Source organism: Campylobacter concisus (assembly GCF_002913765.1).
Classification (GTDB): Bacteria; Campylobacterota; Campylobacteria; order Campylobacterales; family Campylobacteraceae; genus Campylobacter_A; species Campylobacter_A concisus_BB.
Window position 1 is genome coordinate 62218 of the sequence record NZ_PPCH01000005.1, and the last position, 23225, is coordinate 85442.

Here is a 23225-nt window from a genome sequence, read left to right on the forward strand (position 1 = left end):
CCTTAAGTGAGTGATGATGTCTGGTAGAGCTTCATGAGCTCCTCGTAAAAGTCGCGGTCGGTCTTGTTTTCAAGCAGTCCAGAATTTACAAAGAGATCGTCGCAGAGCTTTTGTATATCTTTGAAGCGATTTACATAGAGCTTGCTTAAAATGAGCGCTGAAATTTCAGGCCTAACGAGTATGGCTGGTGGCATGATGCCGTTAAATAGCAGCTCTTTGATCACGTCTGGGTGGTATTTTATCTGGTGGTGCTGTCCATGCGGGCAGCTTTTGGTGCTAACTAGCGTCTTGCACTTGTTACAATAAACCAGCTCAGGCAGGACGATCACATCTAAATTTAGATCGTTTTTGTAGATGTCAAGTATCGTATGAACTTCGTTGTGGTCAAAAAACATGCCAATTCCTGAGTGGTTTTGCCCGATGACTAGCTTGTTTGCGCCAAGTCTTGAAGCCGCGATGCACTCAAGCGTTGGGTTGGCGTGCGAGCTAAAAAGGGTTGTGTTTTTCAGCGCAAAGACAAAGACCTTTTTTGTCGGCAGATAGTTTTGGTTAAAAAAGTCAAGCACTTGCTTTCTGATCTCATAGTCGATGTGCCTCTCTTCGCGCGTTCTTATTAGAAAAACGACCACGAGATCGGCCTTGTCGATAGTCATCCTAACTAGGCGTTCATGCGCGCGGTTAAATGGATCAGCCGTTAAAAAAACAGCCGTTATCTTCTTGGCGCCACTCTCTTTTATCAGCTCATTTAGTGCATCTTTGCTTATTTGGAGGCTCTCATCATATAGCTCAAACTCGCCACTTATGCCGTATTTGCCTAAATTTAGTGACATTTCGCTGTTTGATTCATTTGCTAAAAATATATTTTTAGCTCGCATGCTCTCGTCAAATTTAAAGACCTTTGCCACGTCGATGTGCCCAACGATCTTGCCGTCCATATTTAAATTTACTCTTTGTCCAGCATGCAGCTTGCTAGCGATATTTTGATTGACCTCGCCAAATGGAGCAAAGCCAAAAGAGTAGGGCATCGGCTCGCCATTAAAGTAGCCCTTTTTTGCCACCTCTTTGATCTGCTCGTCGTCCATCAGAGCGCTAAAATTTGAGAGAATTTTGTTTTTGATAAGCTCTAAGGCGCCATAAACTTCGGTATTTATAGAAATTTCACTATTTTTTCTTGCTGACGTCATATTTCTTTCTCTTTTCCCAAAGTGATTTTCTAGAAATTCCAAGCTTTTTGCTTAGCTCGGTGTCGGGGAATTTATCTTGATAATTAACGATGATATATTTTATATATTCATCGATCGTGACGATCTCGCCGATGTCAAAGTTTTTATCTCGGACGGAGAGTTCAAGCTCCTCAAATGGCGCACTTTGCGCAAAATCGCTAGTTTGTATAGCCACTTTTTTCTTTTTGCAAAGCTCTAAAATTTTCTCTTTTTCATCATCTTTTAGCTCTTCAAGATTTGTGATGTATATTAGCTCGTCGCCACTTTGAGCAAGTGCCTTTTCAAGCTCGCTAAAACAGGCTTTGCCTAAAAACAAAAATGGCAAATTCCCAGCCTTTACATAGTTAAAGATAAATTTATCGCTGTAGCCATTTTTGCTTGATTTTAAAAGAAGTGGAAATTTGATCTTTTTAGCTTCAAGACAAGGTATCTCGTAGTCTTTGAGAGCAAAATTTATATAATTTTCGTAGTTTTTTATCTCGTTTTTAAAGCCTCTAAACTCTTCAAAATGTCTTATCTTTCTAACTAGCTCTTCTATCATAAATGGCTTTTGGATGTAATCCACCGCGCCCGCTTGTATCGGCTTTATCACGGTGTCGCTGTTGATGTAGGCGATGAGTAAGATGATGATAGAGCTTTTAAATTTCTCTATGACTGGGTAGAAGTCCTGTCCTGGGAGTGTGGTAGAAAGTAACACTACGTCAAAATTTTCAAATTTCAAAGCCTCTTTGACGCTCTTTGCGATCTCGCAGTCGTAGCCAAAGTCAGCTAGTTTGCTAGCCATCGAGCCAGCTAGGTAAATTTCGTTTTCTACTATTAAAATTTTCATATTTGTGTCCAGTTATAAAATTTAAGGCTAGCACTTGCCATGACAGCGATCCCCTCGCATCTGCCGACAAAGCCAAGCCCCTCAGTCGTCGTCGCCTTTACATTTATGCGGCTGCTGCTTAAATTTAGAGCCTGCGCGATGTTTGCCTCCATTTTTGATTTTAGTTTTGAAAGTTTTGGCTTTTGCGCCATTATCGTGATATCAGCGTTTGTTAGCACAAAGCCCACGCTTTGCACCCTTTTATAAGCTTCTTGTAATAGAAAAATGGAGCTAATATCCTTAAATTTAGCGTCCGTATCAGGAAAAAGTTCGCCTATGTCTCCAAGCCCAGCAGCTCCTAAAATGGCATCAGTCAGCGCATGAAGTGCCACGTCGCCGTCGCTGTGAGCCTTTAGCCCAAACTCATAGTCGATCTTTTCGCCACAAAGCACAAGCGGTCTGCCCTTTTCAAACTCATGCACGTCAAAGCCATTACCCACAAAGAGCTCATTTTCTGGTGCTTTTAGGGCTGAAATTTTGGCAAGATCCTCTTTAAAAGTGATCTTTCTAGCCATCTCATCGCCCAAAATGTGCCAAACGCTTGCGCCAATGGCTCTCATGGCCGAGCTATCATCTGTGTAAATTTCACCACTACTAAGAGCCTTTTTAAGAAGTGCTGTGCGCGAGAGCTGCGGCGTTTGGATAAGTTTTACCTTTTCTCTGTCTATTGCGTTTTCGCCAAGATAGGCAGTGTCAGCGATCTTTAGCGCAGGGACCACGCAGTCAGCTTGAGCGGCCGCCTCGATGATCTTGTGAAAGAGCTCGCTTGATATGCAAGGACGCGCGATGTCGCTAACTAGGACAAATTCGCTATTTACTAGCTCAAGCGCGTTTTTTAGGCTATCTTGTCTTGTCTCGCCGCCATCAATAAATTTATAGTTTGGAGCAAATTTAGACATATATTTGCACTCTTTACTAACGACTATGATCTCTTTAAATGTGTAAAAGTTACTCAAATTTTTAGTGGCAAATAGCCAAAGTGGGTCGCTGCCTATACGAAGCCATTGCTTCTTTACAGGTAGCTCAAAACGGCTAGAATTTCCGGCTCCAAGCATTATAAGTGAGATATCAAGCAAGGTAGCTCCTTTGAAGATTGTTACGGAATTATACATTCTAAAACTTGAAAAAATCTTTTTAAAAAATAGTAGAAATTTAGATTTATTTAGTTAGTTCAAATATAAAAAGGACTAAAATTAGCTTTTTTATAAATTTAAAAAGGCTACTCATGAGAGAAAAGACGCAGATGTACTATGCTAGGCGAGGTGAGCTCACAAAGCAGATGAGCTATGTGGCAAAGGTCGAGGGAGTGAGCGAAAATTTAGTGATGGATGAGGTGGCAAAAGGTAGCATCATCATCCCAGCAAACGTAAATCACACAAATTTAAAGCCAATGGGTATAGGCAGAAAACTAAAGACAAAGGTCAATGCAAATATCGGCAACTCAAGCCTAAGCAGTGATATTTGCGCAGAGCTTAGAAAGCTTGAAATTTGCCTAGAATTTGGCGCTGATACGGTTATGGATCTAAGCACGGATGGCGATTTAGACGCCATTAGAAGTGCTATCATAGAGCATTCAAGCGTGCCAGTTGGCACAGTGCCTATGTATGAAATTTTAAAAGAGGCAAAAGAGGTTACAAATATCACAAATGAGCTAATTTTAAGCGTGCTAGAGAAGCAAGCAAGGCAAGGGGTTAGTTACTTTACGATACACGCTGGCTTTTTGCGTGAGTTTTTGCCCCTTGTTAAAAAGCGTAAAATGGGCATAGTTAGCCGCGGCGGCAGTTTGAGTGCTAGCTACATGTCAAAGCTAAATAGGCAAAATCCATTTTATGAGATTTTTGATCAAATTTTAGAAATTTGCGCAAAATACGACGTCTCACTCTCGCTTGGCGACGGACTTCGCCCAGGCTGCCTTTATGACGCGACAGACGAGGCACAGCTTAGTGAGCTAAAGGTGCTTGGAGAGCTTACACTTCGTGCGTGGCAAAAAGATGTGCAAGTGATGATAGAGGGCCCTGGTCATGTGCCATTAAGTCAAATTGAGTATAATATGAAAATCGAACAAGAGCTCTGCCATGACGCCCCATTTTACGTGCTTGGGCCACTTGTTAGCGATATCGGCGCAGGGTATGATCATATCACTTCAGCGATAGGTGGTACGATGGCAGCATATCACGGCGCTAGCATGCTTTGCTACGTGACGCAAAAAGAGCACCTTGGCTTGCCAAATGAAAATGACGTAAGAGAGGGCATCGTAGCTCACAAGATAGCAGCTCATGCCGCAGACGTCGCGCTTGGCAAGGCTGGAGCTATCGAAAAAGACCATGCGATGAGTGACGCTAGATATGCATTTGACTGGAACAAGCAGTTTGAGCTTAGCTTTGATCCAAAAAAGGCTAGAGAGCTTCACGACGAGAGCTTGCCAGAAGATGCGTTTAAGAGCGCTCATTTTTGTTCGATGTGCGGACCAAAATTTTGTGCATATAAAATTTCAAAAGATCTAGAAAAAGGAGAAAAATGTTAAATAAAGAAGAGGTCTTAAATAGACTAAAGGGTGTCATATATCCGGGATTTGAGAAGGATATAGTTAGCTTTGGCTTTGTAAAAAACGTGGAGATCAGCGAGAAAATCTTAATCGAAGTAGAGATCGTTAGCTCAAATCCTGATGTGGCAAATGAGCTAAAAACAGACATCAAACGTGTCATGGGCTCAAACGAGTACGTGCTAAATTTGATCCAGCCAAAGATACCTGAGGAGAAAAGTAACACTCAAAGTGGCAAAAATATCGCGCCTCAAGTTAAAAATTTCGTAATGGTAAGCTCTGGCAAAGGCGGCGTTGGTAAATCAACCACAACGCTAAATTTAGCCATCTCAATGGCAAAACTAGGCAAAAAAGTAGGTATCTTAGACGCTGACATCTACGGACCAAACATCCCAAGAATGCTTGGCGAAGTAAATACCCAGCCACAAGTCGTTGGCAACAAGCTAAAGCCGATACTTAGCCATGGCGTGGAGATGATGAGTATGGGCGTTTTGATGGAGGAGGGCATGAGCCTTATCTGGCGTGGCTCGATGATCATGAAAGCGATCGAGCAGCTGTTAAGAGACGTGCTTTGGAGCGAGCTTGATGTCTTATTTCTCGACATGCCTCCAGGAACGGGCGACGCGCAGCTAACTCTAGCTCAAAGCGTGCCAGTAACGGCAGGTGTCTGCGTCACAACGCCTCAAGTAGTAGCACTTGATGATAGCAAGCGTGCGCTTGATATGTTTGAGAAGCTCCACATCCCAATCGCTGGCGTCATCGAAAATATGAGCGGCTTCATCTGCCCAGATAACGGCAAAGAGTATGATATCTTTGGCAAAGGCACGACCGAAGAGGTGGCAAAGGCTTACAACACTCAAATTTTAGCTGAAATTCCTATCGAGCCAGCTGTTAGAGTGGGCGGCGATAGCGGCAAGCCAGTTAGCTTTTATGAGCCAAACTCGGTTACTGCAAAACGCTACGAGAGCGCAGCTGCAAGGCTTTGGGAGATAATAGAAAATATAAATAACGGCGGCGGGGCTGATAACTCAGCGATCCAACCAGTAAATGACGGCAAGAGTGCTTGCTCGAAGTAAATTTACAAAAGATAAAATTTAGAGCAAATTTTAATTAAATTTGGCTACCAAAATTTAGCTTTGCTTGATGCAGGGTTTAAATTTTGTAGCCAAAATGCACTTTAAATCAAAAATTTAAATTTAATAGGAGAAAAGATGAAAGCGATCGTAACCGTAGTCGGAAAAGATAGAGTTGGCATCGTTGCTGGCGTCTCAGCAAAGCTTAGCGAGCTAGGGCTAAACATAGATGATATAAGCCAGACTATTTTAAGCGACTTTTTCACGATGATGGCGGTGGTTTCAAGCGATGAAAATAAGGACTTTACAGCCTTAAGAGCGGAGCTAGATAAGCTTGGAGAGAGCCTGAAAGTAAAGATAAATATCCAAAGCTCAGCCATTTTTGATGCTATGCACAAAATTTAAGGACAAAAGATGGATATCAAAAATGTAACCGAAACTATCTCAATGATCGAGGAGCAAAATTTTGACATCAGAACGATCACGATGGGCATTAGTTTGCTTGACTGCATCGACCCTGACATAGGCAAAGCCTGCGACAAAATTTACGCAAAAATCACCACTAAAGCCAAAGACCTAGTTAGAGTGGGCAATGAAATTTCTGCCGAGCTAGGCATACCAATCGTCAATAAAAGAGTGAGCGTGACGCCTATCTCAATAATCGGCGCCGCAACAGATGCAAAAGACTACGTGATGATCGCAAAGACGCTTGATAGGGCGGCTATTGAGGTTGGTATTGATTTTATAGGTGGTTTTTCGGCTCTAGTGCAAAAGGGCTATCAAAATGGTGATGAAATTTTGATAAATTCTATCCCGCAAGCACTAGCACAAACCGCAAAAGTGTGCTCAAGCGTCAATGTCGGCTCAACAAAAAGTGGCATAAACATGAGCGCAGTGCGTGACATGGGGCGCATCATAAAAGAGACGGCAGCGGCTTCAGAGATGGGCTGTGCGAAGCTTGTTGTCTTTGCAAACGCAGTCGAGGATAATCCTTTCATGGCTGGTGCATTTCACGGCGTGGGCGAGGCTGATGTGGTGATAAATGTCGGCGTCTCAGGCCCAGGCGTCGTAAAAAGAGCGCTTGAAAAGGTGCGTGGCGAGAGCTTTGACGTAGTGGCTGAGACTGTAAAAAAGACGGCGTTTAAGATCACTCGTATCGGTCAGCTCGTTGGTCAAATGGCGAGCGAGCGCCTTGGGGTTAAATTTGGTATCGTCGATCTCTCTCTTGCTCCAACGCCAGCTGTGGGCGACTCGGTGGCTCGCGTGCTTGAGGAGATGGGGCTTGAGGCTGTCGGTACGCACGGCACGACTGCAGCACTTGCTCTCTTAAATGACGCGGTCAAAAAAGGTGGCGTCATGGCGTGCAATCAAGTTGGCGGCTTAAGCGGTGCGTTTATCCCAGTCTCAGAAGATGAGGGCATGATAGCTGCGGTGCGCGCTGGGTCATTAAATTTAGAAAAGCTTGAAGCGATGACTGCGATATGCTCAGTTGGACTTGATATGATCGCCATACCTGCGGATACGCCAAGCCAGAGTATAGCTGCGATGATCGCTGATGAGGCGGCCATCGGCGTGATAAATCAAAAAACAACGGCCGTTCGTATCATACCTCTTGGACGTGAGGGCGATATGATCGAGTTTGGTGGCCTTTTAGGAAGAGCGCCTGTGATGAAGATAAATAAGGCCTCAAGTGCCGACTTCATTGCTCGTGGCGGACAAATTCCAGCACCAATTCATAGTTTTAAAAACTAATCTTCAAAGTCCGCTTTAAATTTGCGGACTTTTTCTTAAATTTATCCTAATCTTTTCAACTGCTTTTAGTTAAAATAACAAAAATTTTAAACCAAGGAGCTAAAATGAAAATTTTATCACTGCTTACGGCGCTACTTTTTGGAGCGGTATGTGGCTTTGCAAATGACGGTAAAGTAAGAAGTATCGACATCTACGTCACACCTTACTACTCAGCAAATGCTGGCAAGGTGGAGTATGTCAAGGTCTATGACAAGATAGATGAGCTTTTAAAAAGTGGCAAAGAAGAGGACTTTAAAAAGGCTGAAAAGATCGTGCAAGACGCCCCACAAATGGTCTCTCCGATAACTCTTTTTGTCCTTTCAGCTCGCGCTTATGATCTTGGGCTTCGCGATGATGCGGTATTTTGGTTTTATGCGGCAAAAAACCGCGCGATCTTGCTAAGAGGCGTTATAGACATGGAGGGCGAGAAATTTACCGACGTGGTGGCCGCGATAGGGGCGTTTATGAAGCTTGTTGGCGACGTGGTCAATCCTTATGCATTTTGCGATATCAAAAAGCAACAAGAGATCGCTGATAAAGCGCTTGAATGGACTAAGAAAAATGCCTATGAAGCGATGTTTTCTCCAGAATTTAGCTCACCTCACGAAGATAGAAAAGCAGCCCTTGCAAAAGGCATAGAAAAGCTAGAAGCGCGCAATAAAAAAGAGAAAGATTATTTTTTAGATAAAGACAATCTTGCTAACTTTAAAGCTATGCGCAAGCAAAATGGCACTGATGAGAAATTTTGCTTTTAAATAGCGAGAAAAACTGAAAATCTGCTTGTAAATTTAGCTTTTGCTTTATTCTAAAAGGACAAATTTACAAGCTATTTCTATTTTAAATCACGACAAATTTGCTTAAATTTGGCTCTTTTTCATAAGAGTAGCAAAATCACAAAAAATGAGAATAAAAAATGACTTTGAAATTTGGCGAGCTTGAAAAAGTCGCGGTAGATGATGGTTTTATTTGGTACGCGCAGCTGGAGCTAAAAAGTGAGAGCTTTGGAGAAGTGCCGTTTTGCCTTGTCTGTAAAGACGAGACTGGCGTGGACGATGAGACTATTTTGCTAGCAGAGCGAATTGCCAAGGATATCGACCAACACATAAAAGAGGCGCTTGTCTTTTTAAAAGATGAGCTTAGGCGAGGATACTCTTTGAGTAAGGACGAGCTTAGATTGCTGGACGTGCCAGTTTGTGACCTGCCCTTTAGCTCGCCGCAATGCACCTTTTATGCGCGCGATAAGCAGTGGTTGATGAGCTTTGCCGAGGGTGCGCTTGATATTTGCGAGCCTTACGGTATTGGGGTGATCTTTGAGGATGAAAAGCCGCTTTGTTTAGAAAATTTAGAGCTTAGCAGTGAGCGCTAAACGCTTAAGCTTTTAAATTTATGCATTAAAAGCTAGTTAAGATTTTCAAACCTTGCAAAAAATGATGAAATTTTGTTTTTAGGCAGATAAATTTCATCGACACGACTGCGATCTAATAGGCGCTGGATTTTATTTGGATGAAGAAATTTGCTGTCTTAGGTTTTTTCGCCCAAAACAGCAAATTTATAAGCTAAGCTTTGCAGCAGTCGCTTGGATCTTTTTCTTTTGTGATCCTAGCTCTTAGGTCGTGGCGGATGATCTCTATCGACCAAAACCAGACCATGTGACCCACAAACTCAGAGACATACTCATACCAAGGAAGTGTCCAAAGTGGCGGAGTGAGGCCAAGAAGCGGCAGTGAGATGCCGTGAACCGCGATAGTTGCTAAGATACCAGCCATCACGCCTTGCCACATCGTGATCTTTGGAAATTTCTCAGCCACGACGCAGTAGCCAACGGCAAAGACTATTGAAAATATGATGTGCGTTAGCATCACGTAGTTAAAGGCATGCCCTGCAAACTCGTAGATAGTGGCATTTGGATCGGTGATACCGACATAATCTCTCAAAAACACATAAGGGGGATTTAGAAAATTTCTAGAGCAGTCGATCGCATCAGCCGCTCTGATGGCACTTTCTGGTCCGCAAGCTGCGTTAAACATATCCATAGGACTTTCTTGGCGGAAGTGGCACTTCTGCGCCCCACTTGACAAAAGCTGAAACTACGCCAGCGACGAGGCCGATCAACGCAGCTAAGGCAAATTTTGGTTTGGTAGCTAAATTTGACTTTTTGTCTCCTTGTAAAATTTGAGGCATTTTATTTTCTATTTTATTTATGATAAGGTTAATCATTATTATAATTTATAAATTTATCAAAACCAAAATGCTTTAAAATCATAAAATTTTTAGCCATTTTTGGCTAGACTAAGAAAAAATTTAAAGGAGAATAGATGTCTAAAGAGTTTAAAGACGCAAACGAATTTAAGGAATTTTTTGAAGAATTTAGAAAAAAAGATGGCTACAAAGATCCAGTTGCTTTTGGCATCGCAAGGGTCGATCGCGGACAAAAAAATAGCGACAAAATTTTGCAAGCAAGCTTTGCCGTTGTAAATTATAAAGAGAGCTTTTTAAGCGCAGCTGCTTTTATCTACGCCTTGCAAAAGTGCGATGTTGAGGTTGATTTTGGTGCATCCGAGTTCGTGACTGATCTCACGCCAAAGGTAGCAAAAAAGGCTAGCAAGCTCTTTAGTGTCTTTGAAAAAGATATAAAATCGCATAAAAATGTAGAGAATTTACACGCTGTGAAGATGGCATTTGAGGATGATCTTGAGCTAAATGAGAATAAATTTAAGCTTGTATTTTTGTTCGATGACGCAAAGCCACTTAGCGTGGAGGCCGTCTATCTCAAGCTCTACTTGATCTCACTTGGCAAGGTCGCACCTAGGACGATCATGCTTGATGGAGCCTTTGGGGTGCTACCAAATGTCGCATGGACTAGTCAAAACATCCCGATCGAGCTTGAGTGGCTAAGAGAAAATGAAATTTCTCTAAAGATGTTTGGCGAGTATCCAGCGATCGTGAGCGTGGATAAATTCCCAAGATTTTTAAGTCACATCATCCCAGCTGACAACACGAGAATTTTAGACGCTGCCAAGGTTCGCATGGGCGCTGCTGTGCATCCTGGCACAGTCGTCATGCCAGGGGCTGCTTATATCAACTTTAACGCAGGCACAACTGGTGGCGTGATGGTTGAAGGCAGGGTTAGCAGCTCTGTTGTCGTGGGCGAGGGCAGTGACGTTGGCGGCGGAGCTAGCATACTTGGCGTGCTAAGCGGCACAAACGGCAACCCTGTAAGCATCGGCAAACACTGCTTGCTTGGCGCAAACTCAGTTACTGGCGTGCCACTTGGCGATAACTGCATCGTGGATGCTGGCATAGCGGTGCTTGAGGGCACAAAGGTCTATATCTCGGCAAGCGAGCGCGAAAAGCTAGCTAAGCTAAATCCTAGCTTTAAATTTGAAGCTGAAATTTACAAAGCGCTTGAGCTTGGCGGGCTAAATGGGCTTCATTTTAGACAAAATAGCCAAACAGGTCAGATCACTGCAAGCGCGAGCAAAAGGGCGATTAAGCTAAATGAGGCACTTCATTAAAAGGAGCTAACATGAAAGTTGGCATTTTGATGTTTGACAAGATAAATTTGTTAAGCTTTGCCAAAATTTATGATTTTTTGCATAAATTTGAAGGTTTTAACATCAAAACTTACGCCCTAAAGCCTGAGATAGTCGATGAATTTGGCGTCAGGCTTCATCCTGAAATTTACGCTGAAAGCCTTTACGGCGTGGATATCTTGGTCGTGCCAGATGGCGTTGGAGCGCTTGGGCTAAGGTATGATGAGATATTTTTAAGCTGGATAAAAAGCTCAGCGAGCGCGAAATTTAAGATCGGCTTTGACCTTGGTGTGCTCATCCTTGGCGGGGCTGGATTTTTAGAAGACAGAGAAGCTTGCATAAGGGGCGGATATAAAAACGCGCTGAGCGGCTACTGCGAGGTAAATGACGCTAAGATGTGCGAGAGCAGGGGTGTGATAAGCGTTAGCGAATTTGATGATGAGATCAAAGAGCAGCTCGCAAAAATCCTAACTAAAGATAAAATTTAAGGGCTTTGGCTCTTAAATTTGATAGAAATTTTATCTTTTTATGAGCTTATGGCTTGTTTTATGGCGCTATTTACCGCCTTTAGATGCCACTTTATCCACGCTGTGAAGTCAAAGTTTAAATTATTTTCAAGCTTTGTTATCTGCTCTAAAATTTCATAATAATCTTTTTTATTTGCATAAATAACACTGGAGATAGAAAATGGCTCAATGCTCTTGCCATCCAAGCAGTAGTGCGCCAAAGCCCTTGCCATGCGTCCGTTGCCGCCATCATAAGGATAGATGATCACAAACCAAAGGTGTGCTAAGGCACTTTTTACATAGGTGTTTTCGTGATTTTTATTGATGAAATTTAAAAAAATTCTCATCTCGTCTTCTACGCGCTCTGCTGGCAAGGCTTCGTAGTGGATTTGCACATTTTTTGAAGGACCTGAAACGACGCTCATCTCATCATCTCTAAATTTAGCTCTTTTATCTTGTAAATTTTGCTATGGCTATATACAAACAAGGCATTGTGCCAGCCATGTAACCGCTCGAAGTTTATGAGAGCTTTGTTTAAATTTGCTTCAAGCATTAGCGAGACTAGATTATCACTGTGTCTAGTCGCATGGGTGTCGGCTAGCCAGTCAAAATTTTCATCTAGTCTCTTTTTTACCGATGAGCGAATGCTTGATCTTTTTAGTCTTTCGTCCTCTATGAGAGATGAGTAAGAGATCTCATCTTCTAGGGCGTTAATTTGCACCTTTAAAAGATCGTTTCTGCTGGTCTTGCTTGTTATCTCTTTTAAAATTTTGTGTTCTTGCTCTAGCCTATTTGCAAGGGTGTCTATTGTTCTTTTATCGAAAGAAAAATTTGGATAGTTAGGATGTTGCCATATCTACAGGTTTTGCATCAAATTTCTTTAAAGATTGTGGCTTTTTGCCTATCTATAAGGTCTTCTATACTCTCTTCTAGCGTCATTGTAGCCACGTCTATATCCGCGCTCAAAACCATCGTCGTAGTCATCGTCGTTGTAGTAGCCTCCACGGTAACCACGCTGAAATCTATCAAATCTTTCGTACTCATTTTGATAGTATGGGCGGTAGTTAGGCGGATATGGTGCATAGTTTGGATCAACAGGATAGTAACCACTCATACGGCAACTATCCTCGTCAAAATCTTTCAAGCCAAAACGAAATTTATATCCGTCTATCTTTTTACTAAGGGCGTCGTAGTTTCTTGTATCGCCGTAAAATTTAGCCATTTCTCTTTCGTTTATAAGTTTGCAAAGCCCGATCTCTATCTTTTTAGTATAGTTTGCAGCTAGCAACATCGTAAATGTACAAAACAAAATGGCTATAAATTTCATCTTAGTCTCCTATTTTTATATTTCCGCCTTTGCCAAGACCACCTTTTACATTTTGGACTTTATAGTCTTTTAGCGCGACTATAAGTTGGTTCATCGCGTCCATAAAGGCATTTACGATCATCCTGCCCTCTGGTGTCTTTGTGTAGCCACCAAGTCCAGCGCTCACACGTGAAAATGAATTTGAGCCCATGCCAAAGAAGTCAAAGTTGCTATCACTGCCGACTGCGCCAGCGATCTGTACGCCTGAGCGGTTGTCTATGAGAAGCAAAGATGTCTGTGTTTCGCTCTTTGAAAAGCCTCCGCTTACCTTGCCAGCAACGTTGCCAAAGACAGCGCCTACAAGTCCGCTGATGCCGCCAGTATCCTCTTTGCTAAATGTGATCTCTGGCTGCATGGTATAATCAGCCGCTACAACTTGACCTTTGTGAAATTTAGAGCCTTTTCTTAGCTCGCCACTAGCTTCAAGCGCGCGCTCTTGCATCATATTATCCATGCTTCTGCCACGCTCGACGATGACGAAGCAGCCAGTTTGCTGAGCTAAGATCCTTAGCACCGGCACTGTTGAGCCAAGCTGATAATCTCTAGTTAGATATGAGTACCATGAGCTACTTTGATCCTCGTAAAAAGATAATGTTCCTAGCGTTTGGCTGCAACGCTCGATTTTCGTGTTGGCATTTTTGGCTGTATCTCCTGCTGCGGCACCAGTTACACCGCTATTGCTGCTAGCGCATCCAGCAAATAAACAAAGAGCGGCAACGCTGCTAAAGACCTTAGATGCTAAAAATCTCTTTTTCATGAAGATCCTTTTTAATGTAATTAGAAGTGCAAATATTATAAGAAAATAATATTTTGTGAAAACTTAAATTTTAAAATAAAAATATAAAAGTAAAATTTAAGCGGCCAGCAAGATGCCAGCCACATAAATTATTCGACAGTTACGCTTTTTGCGAGGTTTCTTGGCATATCGACATTGTTGCCAAGTCTAACGGAAATTTCAAGTGCAAGTAGCTGAAGCACTAGCATCATCTCGAAAAATTCGCTCATATAGTGATCTTGAACGCTTGTTTTTACGTAGTCATCGCTTAGTTCAAACTCAAGTGGGCTGATCGCTAGGATGTAAGCATCTCTTGCAGCAAGCTCTTCGACGTTGCTCTTTGTCTTTTCATATAGTAAGTTTTGAGGCATTAAAGCGATCGTAAATAGCTTCTCATCTGCAAGTGCGATAGGTCCGTGCTTCATCTCGCCTGATGGATAACCCTCGGCATGAAGATATGAAATTTCTTTAAGTTTTAACGCACCTTCAAGTGCTAGCGGATAGAAGATATCTCTACCGATAAAGAAGAAGCCATGACCGTGCAAATAGTGCTTGCTTAGGCGATGCAGCTTCTCTTGCAAAGAGTTATCTATATTTAAAATTTGTGGGATGTGAAGAAGCGTTTTGATCTCGTGATCAAGCTCTTTTTTGCTGATAGATCCCTTTGCAGATGCCATTTGAAGCACAAGCATCCAAAGCACGATGATCTGCGTAGCAAAGGCTTTTGTACTTGCCACGCCTTTTTCGATGCCAGCGCGAGTTAGAAGTGTATTATCAGCTAGCCTAACGATAGATGAGTTATCGACGTTGCAAATCGCAAGTGTCCTTAGCCCAGCCTCTTTTGCTATCCTAAGCGCCTCAAGAGTGTCAGCTGTCTCGCCACTTTGCGAGATGACGATGAAGAGCGAGTTTTTGTTTAGATAAGGCTTTCTATATCTAAATTCGCTTGCCACTTCGACCTTTGTTCTAACTTTGGCAAGCCTTTCAAACAGATAGCTTGCAACAAGCGCTGCATGGTAGCTCGTACCGCACGCACAAAGCACGACATCATCGATGCCTTTTAGGTATTCATCGTCTAAATTTTCAAGGGTGACTTTGTGGTTTTTGACCCTGCCCATGATGGTTTCAGATACGACTGCGCCTTGCTCGTAAATTTCTTTCTCCATAAAAAATGTATAACCCTCTTTTTGGGCATAGCTCTTATCTTTTGGCAGTGCATTAAATGTTATGCTAGCTTTTTTGCCGTGTTTAAAAACAGCTATCTCGTCTAAGCTCACGTAGCCGTAGTTGTTATCATCAAGGTAGGCAACTTCTGTTGCGTTGCCAATAAGTGGGGCATCTGATGAGGCAAAATATAGCTCTTTTTTGTCGCTTTTGCCTATCGCCATAGGAGCGGCGTCTTTTGCAAAAAATATCTTATCAGGTGCAGTTTTAGTGATAAGTAGTGTCGCATAAGCGCCTCTAAGCTTTGCGATAGTCGCCTCATAAGCCTTAAATGGGTCTTTTTTCTCTTTTAAAATTTCCTCAAAAAGGTGCACGATCACTTCGGTGTCGGTTTGGCTGACAAATTTCACGCCCTTTGCCTCAAGCTCATCTTTAAGCTCTTTGTAGTTTTCGATGATGCCGTTGTGAACGACAAATGAGTGCTCGCCAAGGTGCGGGTGGGCATTGATCTCAGTTGGTTTGCCGTGAGTTGCCCAGCGTGTGTGACCTATCGCCACGCCAAAACCTTCTGAGGTGAAGTCCTTTGTCTTTAGGGCTAAATTTTCAAGCTTGCCGACCGCTTTAAAGAAGTCGATCTTGCCATCACTCATCACAGCCATGCCAGCGCTGTCGTATCCACGATACTCAAGCTCTTTTAGCCCGCTTAAAATGACCTCTTTTTTCTCTTTATCTCCGATGTATCCTACGATTCCACACATGTTTTACTCGCTTATTAATAAATTTAATATCTCTTCGCCTTTACTCTCAAGTCGCTCGTTTTTCTCGATCAAAAAGAGATTTCTCGTTCTATTTTTAACCGTCTGAATTCTAGCACTCGTGACTTGAAAATGAAGCCTGTCAAAAACACTCATCACATAAGCCATTAGCCCGCGCTGATCTTTTGCGTTGATGCTAAGTTTGGCGTAATCTTTTGAGTGATTTAGCTCGAAGTTTATCTCATCTTTGTTAATATTTGGTTTCAAAGGCTCTCTTAAAACCTCGCTATTTAGGGATTTTAGGGCTAAAATTTTAGTGTTTTCAAGCTCATGATTTTTTACATTTTGGTTAAAGTCAAGCCTGATATAAAATTTCTTCTCAAATAGCTCAAATATCTCCATATACGCAAGGTCAAATTTAGCAAATTCATAGAGCAGGGCGCTTAAATTTAGGCTCTTGTTGGTATAAATTTGAATGCTTAAATTTTTAGTATTGTTTATGAAAATTTCGGTTTCGTTTAAGCTATCAGCTACCTTGCTTAAATTTATGATCTCGCTCGCGCTATATTTTGTAAAGACCAAATTTGATGTGATCTTAAAAATTTTCTCTTGAAGCTTTGGCTCAAGCGCCAAAAACTCGCTATTTCGTTTTATAGACTGCTCTTTTTTTACCCGCCTTGTCGCCTCATCAAGTAAATTTTCATCGCTAAATGCGCTAAGAGAAATTTCATAAAGCTCTCTTAAAAGCTTTGCTGTGTAGGCGTTGTAAAGCCTCTCATTTGTGGCGTTTATCACGCAGTAGCTAAGGATGTAAAGTAGCTTTAAAATCTGCTTGTCGCCAAGCTTTGAGATGAAGGCAAAGATGACGCGCTGCGAGTAGATGTCCTCTCTGTTTGAGACGTTGCTCATTAGGGTGTGGTATTTTATCAAGATGACGCCGACGTTGATAGCTTTTTGGCTTAAATTTAGCTTGTTCGCGTAGGCTCTAAAGATGTTTGCGCCGATGTTTGCGTGATCTTTGCCGCCAAGTCCTTTGCCTACGTCATGCATGAGCGTCACGATCTTAAGCATCGTTTTGCCCTCTAAGCAAAGCTCAGTGTAGAGATTTTTTATAAATTTATCTTTTATATTTTCAAGAAATTTGACACTTAAGATGCTGTGCTCATCAACCGTAAATTCGTGATAGCCGTCATATTCTGCTAGCTGGGAGATGTGCTCCATCGGTTTTATCAAAATTTGTATCATCTGCGCATCGAGCAAGGATTTTAAGATAGCGTAGGAATTTTCTCTTAAAAATATCTTCTTAAACTCGCTTATAGCGCGTTCTAAGCCATCTTTTGTGATGATGGCTCGCTTGATATAAAAGATCGCGCTTATATCAAATTTATAATCCACATCTTTTAGCTCTAAAAGCTCATTTATGAGATCCTCGATAAGGGCTGGCTTTTTGTGAAGCGGCACGTAGATGACGCCATTTATCTCATAAAAGCCATTTTTCAGCCTAGCAAATTTTCTCTGCTCGAAGCTTAGCTCGCTTTTGAAAAATGGCCTGCAAAGCGAAGCTGCGATAAATCTTGAATAGATGGCTACGTTATTCATCGAGCTTAGCATCTTTTGGCTGATGACGCTTTCGTTGTCTTGAAGCTTTTTTGACTTTGTCTGCATAAAATTTGTCGTGATCTCGACACTTGAAGCGCTGAACGTATCGGTGTTTTGAGTTAAATTTAAAGCACTTAACAAGCTTAGTAAAAAATCCACATTTAGGTTAAAACTAGCGATCTCTTTTTCATTCATCACTTTAAGAGCTTGCGATCTAACTGAAACGTCGCTATCAAGGCAGTTTAATATGCAGTTTAAGCGGTAAATTTCATCGATCCCGCCAAAGCCACTTTTTAAATTTGGCTCTTGTGCCAAGTAGCTTATGCTAGAAAATGGCAAAAATGCCTTTAAATGGTAGTTTAAAAAGGCTTTTTTATCAAATTCTTTTATCTTTACGATCTCGCTTTTTACTAGGCGGTAGAGGCTTTTTGAGCCGCAGATGTAGCGAAGTTGCGAGGTTTCGCTTTTAAATTTAAGGTCATCTTTGAAATTTATAAAAATTTCATCCACTTCGGCAATTTTTATCACAAATTTTATGCCAGAGCTATCTAAAATTTCAGAAAATTCTTTTAAGAAATTTTTTATATTATAGCCCTTTAAATTTTTATAAACTAGCAAAATTTCAAGCTCGCTATTTGCGCTAAGTAGCGTTTGAGCGTATTTGCCAGTGGCTAGAACGCTAAAAGCAAAGCTGTCATTTTGTGGTACAAACTCATCAAAAAATTCTCGCATAGTTTCATTTAAATAAGATTTTATAAAATCATCATACTCTTTGGCTAAGAAATTTGTGAAATTTCTGCCTTGATTTTTTTGAAAATGTTTTGGCAAATTTGCCTTAAAATCAAGAAATTTCTCTTTGATCCTTGAATAATTATCGCTATTTTTGGCACTTTTATCAGCTAGCATTTAGTGTTTCCATTGTTAAAAATATCTTGGCAAATGTTACATAATTTTTGCAAAAACAAAGCTTTATTTGCTTATAATAAAGCCTTAAGTTCAGCTTTAGGACGATACAAATAATGAATCTATTACAAAAACTAGAAAGTGGCGAGAGATTAAGCAAGCAAGAGGCTTTTTTGCTTTATGAGCTTGATCTTTTTACCTTGGCTAAATTTGCCGACAAAAAGCGCAGAAAACTGCACGGCAACAAGGTCTTTTTTAACGTAAATCGCCATATCAATCCAACAAATATCTGTGCTGACATCTGTAAATTTTGCGCATTTTCAGCCCACAGAAAAAATCCAAATCCATACCTAATGAGCCACGAAGAAATTTTAAAGATCGTTGATGAGAGCGTTAGCCACGGCGTAAAAGAGATACACATCGTCTCCGCCCACAACGCAACTAGCGGTTGGCAGTGGTATTTAGAAATTTTTAAAAAGATAAAGGCAGCTCATCCAGAGCTTCACGTAAAGGCGATGACGGCAGCTGAGATTGATTTTTTATCAAGGCATTACGGCTTAAGCTACGATGAGGTGATAGAAAAGATGCTCGAATACGGCGTCGATAGCATGCCAGGGGGTGGGGCTGAAATTTTTGACGAAGAGGTAAGGGCTAAAATTTGCAAAGGTAAAGTAAGTAGCGAGAACTGGCTCAAAATTCACAAAATGTGGCACGATAAAGGCAAGCAAAGTAACGCTACAATGCTTTTTGGCCACATAGAAAGCCGCGATAACAGGATCGATCACATGCTAAGGATCAGAGACTTGCAGGACGAAACTGGTGGATTTAACGCGTTTATCCCGCTTGTCTATCAAAGAGAAAATAACTATTTAAAAGATGTTAAATTTCTAGGATCAGCTGAAATTCTAAAGACTATGGCGATATCTCGCTTGGTGCTTGATAACGTCCCACACATAAAGGCCTACTGGGCTACTTCGACGCTAAATTTAGCGATGATCGCTCAGGAATTTGGCGCTGATGATCTTGATGGCACGATAGAAAAAGAGAGTATCCAAAGTGCAGCCGGCGCAAACAGCGCAAATGGCGTCAAACTAAAGACATTTTGTGATCTCATAAAAACATCTGGTTTTACGCCGGTTGAGCGTGATAGCTTATATAACGAACTTAAAATTTACTAAAGGAGCTTGGGGTGAAATTTTTTGACTTAGCACAAAACAAAACGAGTGTGAAGCAGGAATTTGGAGCGGGACTTACGACATTTTTGGCGATGATGTATATCGTGCCGGTAAATGCGATCATTATGAGCAAAACTGGCATGCCTTATGAGGCGCTAATAACGGCAACTGCACTAATTACCATATTTTCTACTGTATTAAATGGCCTTTGGGCGAACACGCCAGTTGCGATGAGCGTTGGCATGGGGCTTAACGCTTATTTTACATTTGGTCTTTGCATTGGTATGAAAGTGCCTTGGCAAACGGCTCTTGGCGTTGTTTTTCTAAGCGGCGTGATATTTGTTGTCTTGTCTTTTACAAATTTTAGAATGTGGATAATAAGGTCCATCCCACTTGACCTACGAAGAGCGATAAGCGCTGGCATAGGCACATTTATCAGCTTTGTCGCGTTTCAGCAAATGGGCTTTATCGTAAATAACGACGCGGTTTTGGTTGGCATAGGAAATTTCAGAGATCCAAACGTGCTTCTTGGCGTTTTGGGGCTATTTTTGGTTATTTGCTTTTGGGCGTGGAAGATAAAGGGCGCGTTTATCCTAGCCGTGCTTGTCACTTCTGTGATAGCTTGGGTGCTTGGCATCGCTCCTCATCCAACAGAAATTTTCTCAACTCCAGCCTCTATCTCACCGATATTTTTAGAGCTTGACATAAAAGGTGCGTTTAGCCTAGCTTTACTCCCAGTTGTTATCACATTTTTTGTGACCGATCTTTTTGACTCGATAGGCACGCTAGCTGGCGTTGGTACAAGGGCCGGGATATTTGACGAAAATAAAAAAGATGGCGTCGTAAAACTTGAAAAAACCCTTGAAGCTGATGCTATTGCTACTGCAGCTGGCTCGCTTGTAGGTGTAAGTACGACCACATCGTTTGTAGAGAGCGCAAGCGGCGTAGAAGAGGGCGGTAGGACTGGTCTAACAGCTGTATTTTGCGGACTTTTATTTATACTTACACTATTTATGTTGCCACTTTTTAAAGCTATCCCTGGCAATGCCATCTATCCGATCCTCGTAATGGTCGGCGTGCTTATGTTTGCCGAGCTTGCTAGCATAAATTTTAAAGATCCAGCCATAGCTGTTGCGACATTTTTCATAGTTGTGCTCATCCCGCTTACTTACTCGATCACAAACGGCCTTGCATTTGGCTTTATGTCATACGTCATAGTTAAGCTCATAAAGAGAGAATTTAGCGATATAAATTTAGGTGTAGTCGTGCTAGCGCTCATTAGTTTTATCGTATTTTTAGTGCATTGATAAGGATTAAAGATGATATTTTATAGCTACGATGAATTTGCCGTTGATGCTAAAAAAATGGCAAAACAGATAAAAGATGAGTTTGATCCAGAGGTGATACTAGCCGTGGCAAGAGGTGGTCTAACACTTGGCCACTCACTAGCTGTTGCGCTTGAAAATAGAAATTTATTTACTTTAAATTCTATCCACTACGAGGATACAAACAAGCTTGATACGATACAAATTTTTAACGTGCCAGATCTTAGCAAATACACTAAAATTTTGCTTGTTGATGATATCATCGATAGCGGCGAGAGCATGGTTGAGATAAAAAGAGAGCTGCTTAAACGCTATCCAAATTTAGATATAAAGATAGCGACTGTATTTTATAAAGAGAAGGCTCTGCTTTTGCCTGAATTTAAGGTAAAAGAGGCTCATGACTGGGTTGAGTTTTTCTGGGATATACATATTTAAGGGCTAAATTTGTTAGAAAGAGTTAGAGAATTTGCTAGCAGACACATCGCTTTTAGCGTATTTTTGATATGTTTGATTGATTTTGTTTTTTTACTTTATGCGGCAAATTCTCTTAGTGTAAGTTACAATGAGGCTGAAATTTTCTTTCAAAAGCACAGCCTTTTAAGCTACATCTTAAAACTAAGCACCCATTTTTTTGGTCAAAATGACCTTGCTGTGCGAGGCGTGATGATCTTTTTTCACATCGCAAGCGTGGTTTTGATGTATAAGGTTAGTAAATTTTACATTAAGCTCGAGTTTGACAGGATCATAGCAGTTCTACTTTTTGTGCTGCTTCCTGGCACGCTAGCTTCAGCACTTATCATAAATAACGCTGGAATTTGCATCACTCTAGCGCTTTTGTGCATATATCTTTTTCATATTAAAAAGAAAATTTTATTTGGCATCTTTTTCTGCCTAGCCTTTTTTATAGATGGCGATTTTTTGATATTTTATGCAGGATTTTTTATATTTGCACTTTACAAAAGAAAGCCACCTCTTGCTTGGCTAAGCGCCATTTTATTTTTGCTGACACTTTACTTTTTTGGCTTTGAAACAAATGGCAGACCAAGCGGGCACTTTATCGATACTTTTGGCATATTTGCCGCTGTATTTTCGCCATTTGTCTTTATCTTTTTTGTATATACGATTTATAGAATTTGGGTTAAGGAGAAGAAGGATCTTTTGTGGTTTATCGCCATTTGCTCATTTTGCTTTTGTATGATAGTCTCTGTGCGCCAAAGGCTGGAGCTTGAGCAGTTTTTGCCATTTTGCGTGATCGCAACGCCACTTATGGTAAGAGTTTTTTTTAACTCATATCGTGTGAGACTGCCAAAATTTAGAAAAGGTCATAAAATTTGCACTAGCTTAGTGATGCTTTTTTTGATATTTAACTGGTCAGCGATCATCTTTAATCAAATTTTTTACCTCTTTTTAAATGATCCTACAAAACATCTCACTTATAAATTTGATGTGGCAAAAGAGCTGGCAGATAAGCTAAAAGAGGCTGGAGTGCAAGATATTGCGACTGATGATACAAGGCTTGCACTAAGGCTTAAATTTTATGGGATAAAAACAAAAAGTTACTCTAAAAATTTATTAGCAAGTGCCGATTTAGATGAAAAATCGAAATTTAGTATAGAAAAAATGGGAAAAGTAGTTGCAAATTTCAATATCAAGGAACGATAAGCTATGAAAAAAAGAGCTTTTACGATGATAGAGCTTATTTTTGTTATTGTTGTTGTTGGAATTTTAGCTGCCATTATGATCCCAAAACTAAATAGAAATGCCTCAAGAGAAGCTGCAAATCAGATCCTAACTCATATAAGATACACTCAACATCTCGCTATGCAGGATGATAAGTATTCTATTACCGAAAAAGGATGGGCAAAACAGCGCTGGACGATAGCTTTTGCAAAAGATAAAGTAGATGGCTGTTCGGTCGATAAAAATAATGAGCAAACTTGGAAATATAGTGTTTATTATGATAAAAGTATGACCGGAAATCCAAATTCGCAAGATGAATTTGCAAGTGATATTTATAAGACTGGAAAGTTATTAACAGCTGGCTGGAGTGGTATGTCAGATAGTGACTGCAAAAAGATAAACAAAGAGCTAAATATAGAAAAAAGATTTGGTATAACAGATGTAACTCTGTCTGGCGGATGTGTAAAAGGAAATGCTAAGAAAAAAATCGCTTTTGATGAAATGGGACGACCGATGTGGTCAATAAGCACCGTTGGTGGTGGTATAAAGCGACCATACGATAGACTTGTTAAAAAAGATTGCAGTATAACAATAACTGATAAACGCGGCAATCAAACAACCATTACTATAGAAAAAGAAAGTGGCTTTGCATCTATAAAAGAAAATAGTTAAATTTGATCAAATTTTGAGCTTTTGATTTTTTTCAAAAAGCTGCTATTTTTTAATCTGCATTTAAGCATCCCTCATATATAATTCCAGCTCACGAAACGAGAAACCACCTTTAACTTCACCGTTAATAAAGCCTTTTCTTTTTATCGTTGTTCTTTTAACTTACAATTGTTAAACTATTAGTCAATCTTTGAAATCTAAACAAGTGATCGATTGAGCCAGTCTATTATGATTAAATAATAGATTAGACAAACTAATATAAAAACTAAAAGTTTTTT

General features: G+C 40.9%; 24 protein-coding genes. 13 read left to right on the forward strand and 11 right to left on the reverse strand.

Going from position 1 to position 23225, the window contains the following annotated elements:
- Window positions 1–2: 2 nt before the first annotated feature.
- The 3 genes from CYO89_RS00510 to CYO89_RS00520 are packed head-to-tail and all read right to left on the reverse strand — an operon-like array spanning window position 3 to window position 3167.
- Entirely contained in the window at window positions 3–1184 is a 1182-nt protein-coding gene (locus CYO89_RS00510; RefSeq protein ID WP_103596762.1) for a sulfate adenylyltransferase, read from the reverse strand.
- Window positions 1162–2052, reverse strand: a complete 891-nt coding sequence (locus tag CYO89_RS00515; RefSeq protein WP_103596763.1) for a response regulator — start codon at window positions 2050–2052, stop codon at window positions 1162–1164. Before CYO89_RS00515 ends, CYO89_RS00510 begins: the two co-directional genes overlap by 23 nt.
- Window positions 2049–3167 (reverse strand): bifunctional 2-C-methyl-D-erythritol 4-phosphate cytidylyltransferase/2-C-methyl-D-erythritol 2,4-cyclodiphosphate synthase, encoded by a 1119-nt coding sequence (locus CYO89_RS00520; RefSeq protein ID WP_103596764.1) that lies wholly within the window; start codon window positions 3165–3167, stop codon window positions 2049–2051. Before CYO89_RS00520 ends, CYO89_RS00515 begins: the two co-directional genes overlap by 4 nt.
- A 149-nt stretch (window positions 3168–3316) precedes the next feature.
- Between CYO89_RS00520 and thiC the strand changes: the two genes are divergently transcribed.
- The 6 genes from thiC (at window position 3317) to CYO89_RS00550 (ending at window position 8863) form a co-directional block, all read left to right on the forward strand.
- Window positions 3317–4615, forward strand: coding sequence for a phosphomethylpyrimidine synthase ThiC (gene thiC, locus CYO89_RS00525; RefSeq protein ID WP_103596765.1), 1299 nt, complete (start codon window positions 3317–3319; stop codon window positions 4613–4615).
- A complete protein-coding gene (locus CYO89_RS00530; protein ID WP_103596766.1) occupies window positions 4609–5709 on the forward strand; it encodes an Mrp/NBP35 family ATP-binding protein in 1101 nt (366 codons plus the stop codon). The genes thiC and CYO89_RS00530 overlap by 7 nt, the downstream gene beginning before the upstream one ends.
- A 135-nt stretch (window positions 5710–5844) precedes the next feature.
- On the forward strand, window positions 5845–6111 hold the full coding sequence (locus CYO89_RS00535; RefSeq protein ID WP_002939508.1) for an ACT domain-containing protein: 267 nt from the start codon (window positions 5845–5847) through the stop codon (window positions 6109–6111).
- Between the two features lie 9 nt (window positions 6112–6120).
- Window positions 6121–7458, forward strand: coding sequence for a PFL family protein (locus CYO89_RS00540; RefSeq protein ID WP_103596767.1), 1338 nt, complete (start codon window positions 6121–6123; stop codon window positions 7456–7458).
- 104 nt (window positions 7459–7562) lie between these two features.
- Window positions 7563–8252: a hypothetical protein gene (locus CYO89_RS00545; protein ID WP_021084217.1), complete on the forward strand. Its 690-nt coding sequence runs from the start codon at window positions 7563–7565 to the stop codon at window positions 8250–8252.
- Window positions 8253–8410: 158 nt separating this feature from the next.
- Window positions 8411–8863: a hypothetical protein gene (locus CYO89_RS00550; protein ID WP_103596768.1), complete on the forward strand. Its 453-nt coding sequence runs from the start codon at window positions 8411–8413 to the stop codon at window positions 8861–8863.
- A 190-nt stretch (window positions 8864–9053) separates the two neighbouring features.
- Here the strand turns inward: CYO89_RS00550 and CYO89_RS00555 are convergent, their stop codons facing one another.
- Both CYO89_RS00555 and CYO89_RS10480 read right to left on the reverse strand, forming a co-directional pair.
- Window positions 9054–9530, reverse strand: a complete 477-nt coding sequence (locus CYO89_RS00555; RefSeq protein ID WP_258032480.1) for a DUF1440 domain-containing protein — start codon at window positions 9528–9530, stop codon at window positions 9054–9056.
- Entirely contained in the window at window positions 9517–9714 is a 198-nt protein-coding gene (locus CYO89_RS10480) for a hypothetical protein (protein WP_258032481.1), read from the reverse strand. Before CYO89_RS10480 ends, CYO89_RS00555 begins: the two co-directional genes overlap by 14 nt.
- A gap of 98 nt (window positions 9715–9812) precedes the next feature.
- On the opposite strand from CYO89_RS10480, the gene CYO89_RS00560 reads away from it, so the two are divergent.
- A complete protein-coding gene (locus CYO89_RS00560) occupies window positions 9813–11012 on the forward strand; it encodes a tetrahydrodipicolinate N-succinyltransferase N-terminal domain-containing protein (RefSeq protein WP_103596769.1) in 1200 nt (399 codons plus the stop codon).
- An 11-nt stretch (window positions 11013–11023) separates the two neighbouring features.
- On the forward strand, window positions 11024–11518 hold the full coding sequence (locus tag CYO89_RS00565) for a hypothetical protein (protein WP_021085907.1): 495 nt from the start codon (window positions 11024–11026) through the stop codon (window positions 11516–11518).
- Between the two features lie 38 nt (window positions 11519–11556).
- Here the strand turns inward: CYO89_RS00565 and CYO89_RS00570 are convergent, their stop codons facing one another.
- The 6 genes from CYO89_RS00570 to CYO89_RS00595 all read right to left on the reverse strand — a co-directional run bounded on the left by CYO89_RS00570 (window position 11557) and on the right by CYO89_RS00595 (window position 18101).
- Window positions 11557–11961, reverse strand: coding sequence for a Fic family protein (locus CYO89_RS00570; protein WP_103596770.1), 405 nt, complete (start codon window positions 11959–11961; stop codon window positions 11557–11559).
- Window positions 11958–12392: a DUF4172 domain-containing protein gene (locus tag CYO89_RS00575; protein WP_103596771.1), complete on the reverse strand. Its 435-nt coding sequence runs from the start codon at window positions 12390–12392 to the stop codon at window positions 11958–11960. The genes CYO89_RS00570 and CYO89_RS00575 overlap by 4 nt, the downstream gene beginning before the upstream one ends.
- A 45-nt stretch (window positions 12393–12437) precedes the next feature.
- The gene (locus CYO89_RS00580; protein WP_087583718.1) at window positions 12438–12863 is read right to left on the reverse strand and encodes a gamma-glutamyl phosphate reductase; all 426 of its coding nucleotides are present in this window, start codon (window positions 12861–12863) and stop codon (window positions 12438–12440) included.
- A 1-nt stretch (window position 12864) separates the two neighbouring features.
- Window positions 12865–13659, reverse strand: coding sequence for a CsgG/HfaB family protein (locus CYO89_RS00585; RefSeq protein WP_012001529.1), 795 nt, complete (start codon window positions 13657–13659; stop codon window positions 12865–12867).
- A 128-nt stretch (window positions 13660–13787) separates the two neighbouring features.
- The gene (glmS, locus tag CYO89_RS00590; RefSeq protein ID WP_004317812.1) at window positions 13788–15599 is read right to left on the reverse strand and encodes a glutamine--fructose-6-phosphate transaminase (isomerizing); all 1812 of its coding nucleotides are present in this window, start codon (window positions 15597–15599) and stop codon (window positions 13788–13790) included.
- Window positions 15600–15602: 3 nt separating this feature from the next.
- Window positions 15603–18101, reverse strand: a complete 2499-nt coding sequence (locus CYO89_RS00595; RefSeq protein WP_103596772.1) for an HD domain-containing protein — start codon at window positions 18099–18101, stop codon at window positions 15603–15605.
- A gap of 110 nt (window positions 18102–18211) precedes the next feature.
- Between CYO89_RS00595 and mqnE the strand changes: the two genes are divergently transcribed.
- Genes mqnE through CYO89_RS00620 form a run of 5 tightly spaced genes read left to right on the forward strand, consistent with a single transcriptional unit; the run spans window position 18212 to window position 22950 of the window.
- Window positions 18212–19276, forward strand: a complete 1065-nt coding sequence (gene mqnE / locus CYO89_RS00600; protein WP_103596773.1) for an aminofutalosine synthase MqnE — start codon at window positions 18212–18214, stop codon at window positions 19274–19276.
- Window positions 19277–19287: 11 nt separating this feature from the next.
- Window positions 19288–20580, forward strand: a complete 1293-nt coding sequence (locus CYO89_RS00605; RefSeq protein WP_103596774.1) for an NCS2 family permease — start codon at window positions 19288–19290, stop codon at window positions 20578–20580.
- Between the two features lie 12 nt (window positions 20581–20592).
- Window positions 20593–21033 (forward strand): phosphoribosyltransferase, encoded by a 441-nt coding sequence (locus CYO89_RS00610; protein WP_012001533.1) that lies wholly within the window; start codon window positions 20593–20595, stop codon window positions 21031–21033.
- Between the two features lie 9 nt (window positions 21034–21042).
- Window positions 21043–22260 carry an ArnT family glycosyltransferase gene (locus CYO89_RS00615; RefSeq protein ID WP_103596775.1) on the forward strand — a complete coding sequence of 406 codons (1218 nt, stop codon included), beginning with the start codon at window positions 21043–21045 and terminating at the stop codon, window positions 22258–22260.
- Window positions 22261–22263: 3 nt separating this feature from the next.
- Window positions 22264–22950, forward strand: coding sequence for a pilus assembly FimT family protein (locus CYO89_RS00620; RefSeq protein ID WP_103596776.1), 687 nt, complete (start codon window positions 22264–22266; stop codon window positions 22948–22950).
- Window positions 22951–23225 lie beyond the last annotated feature (275 nt).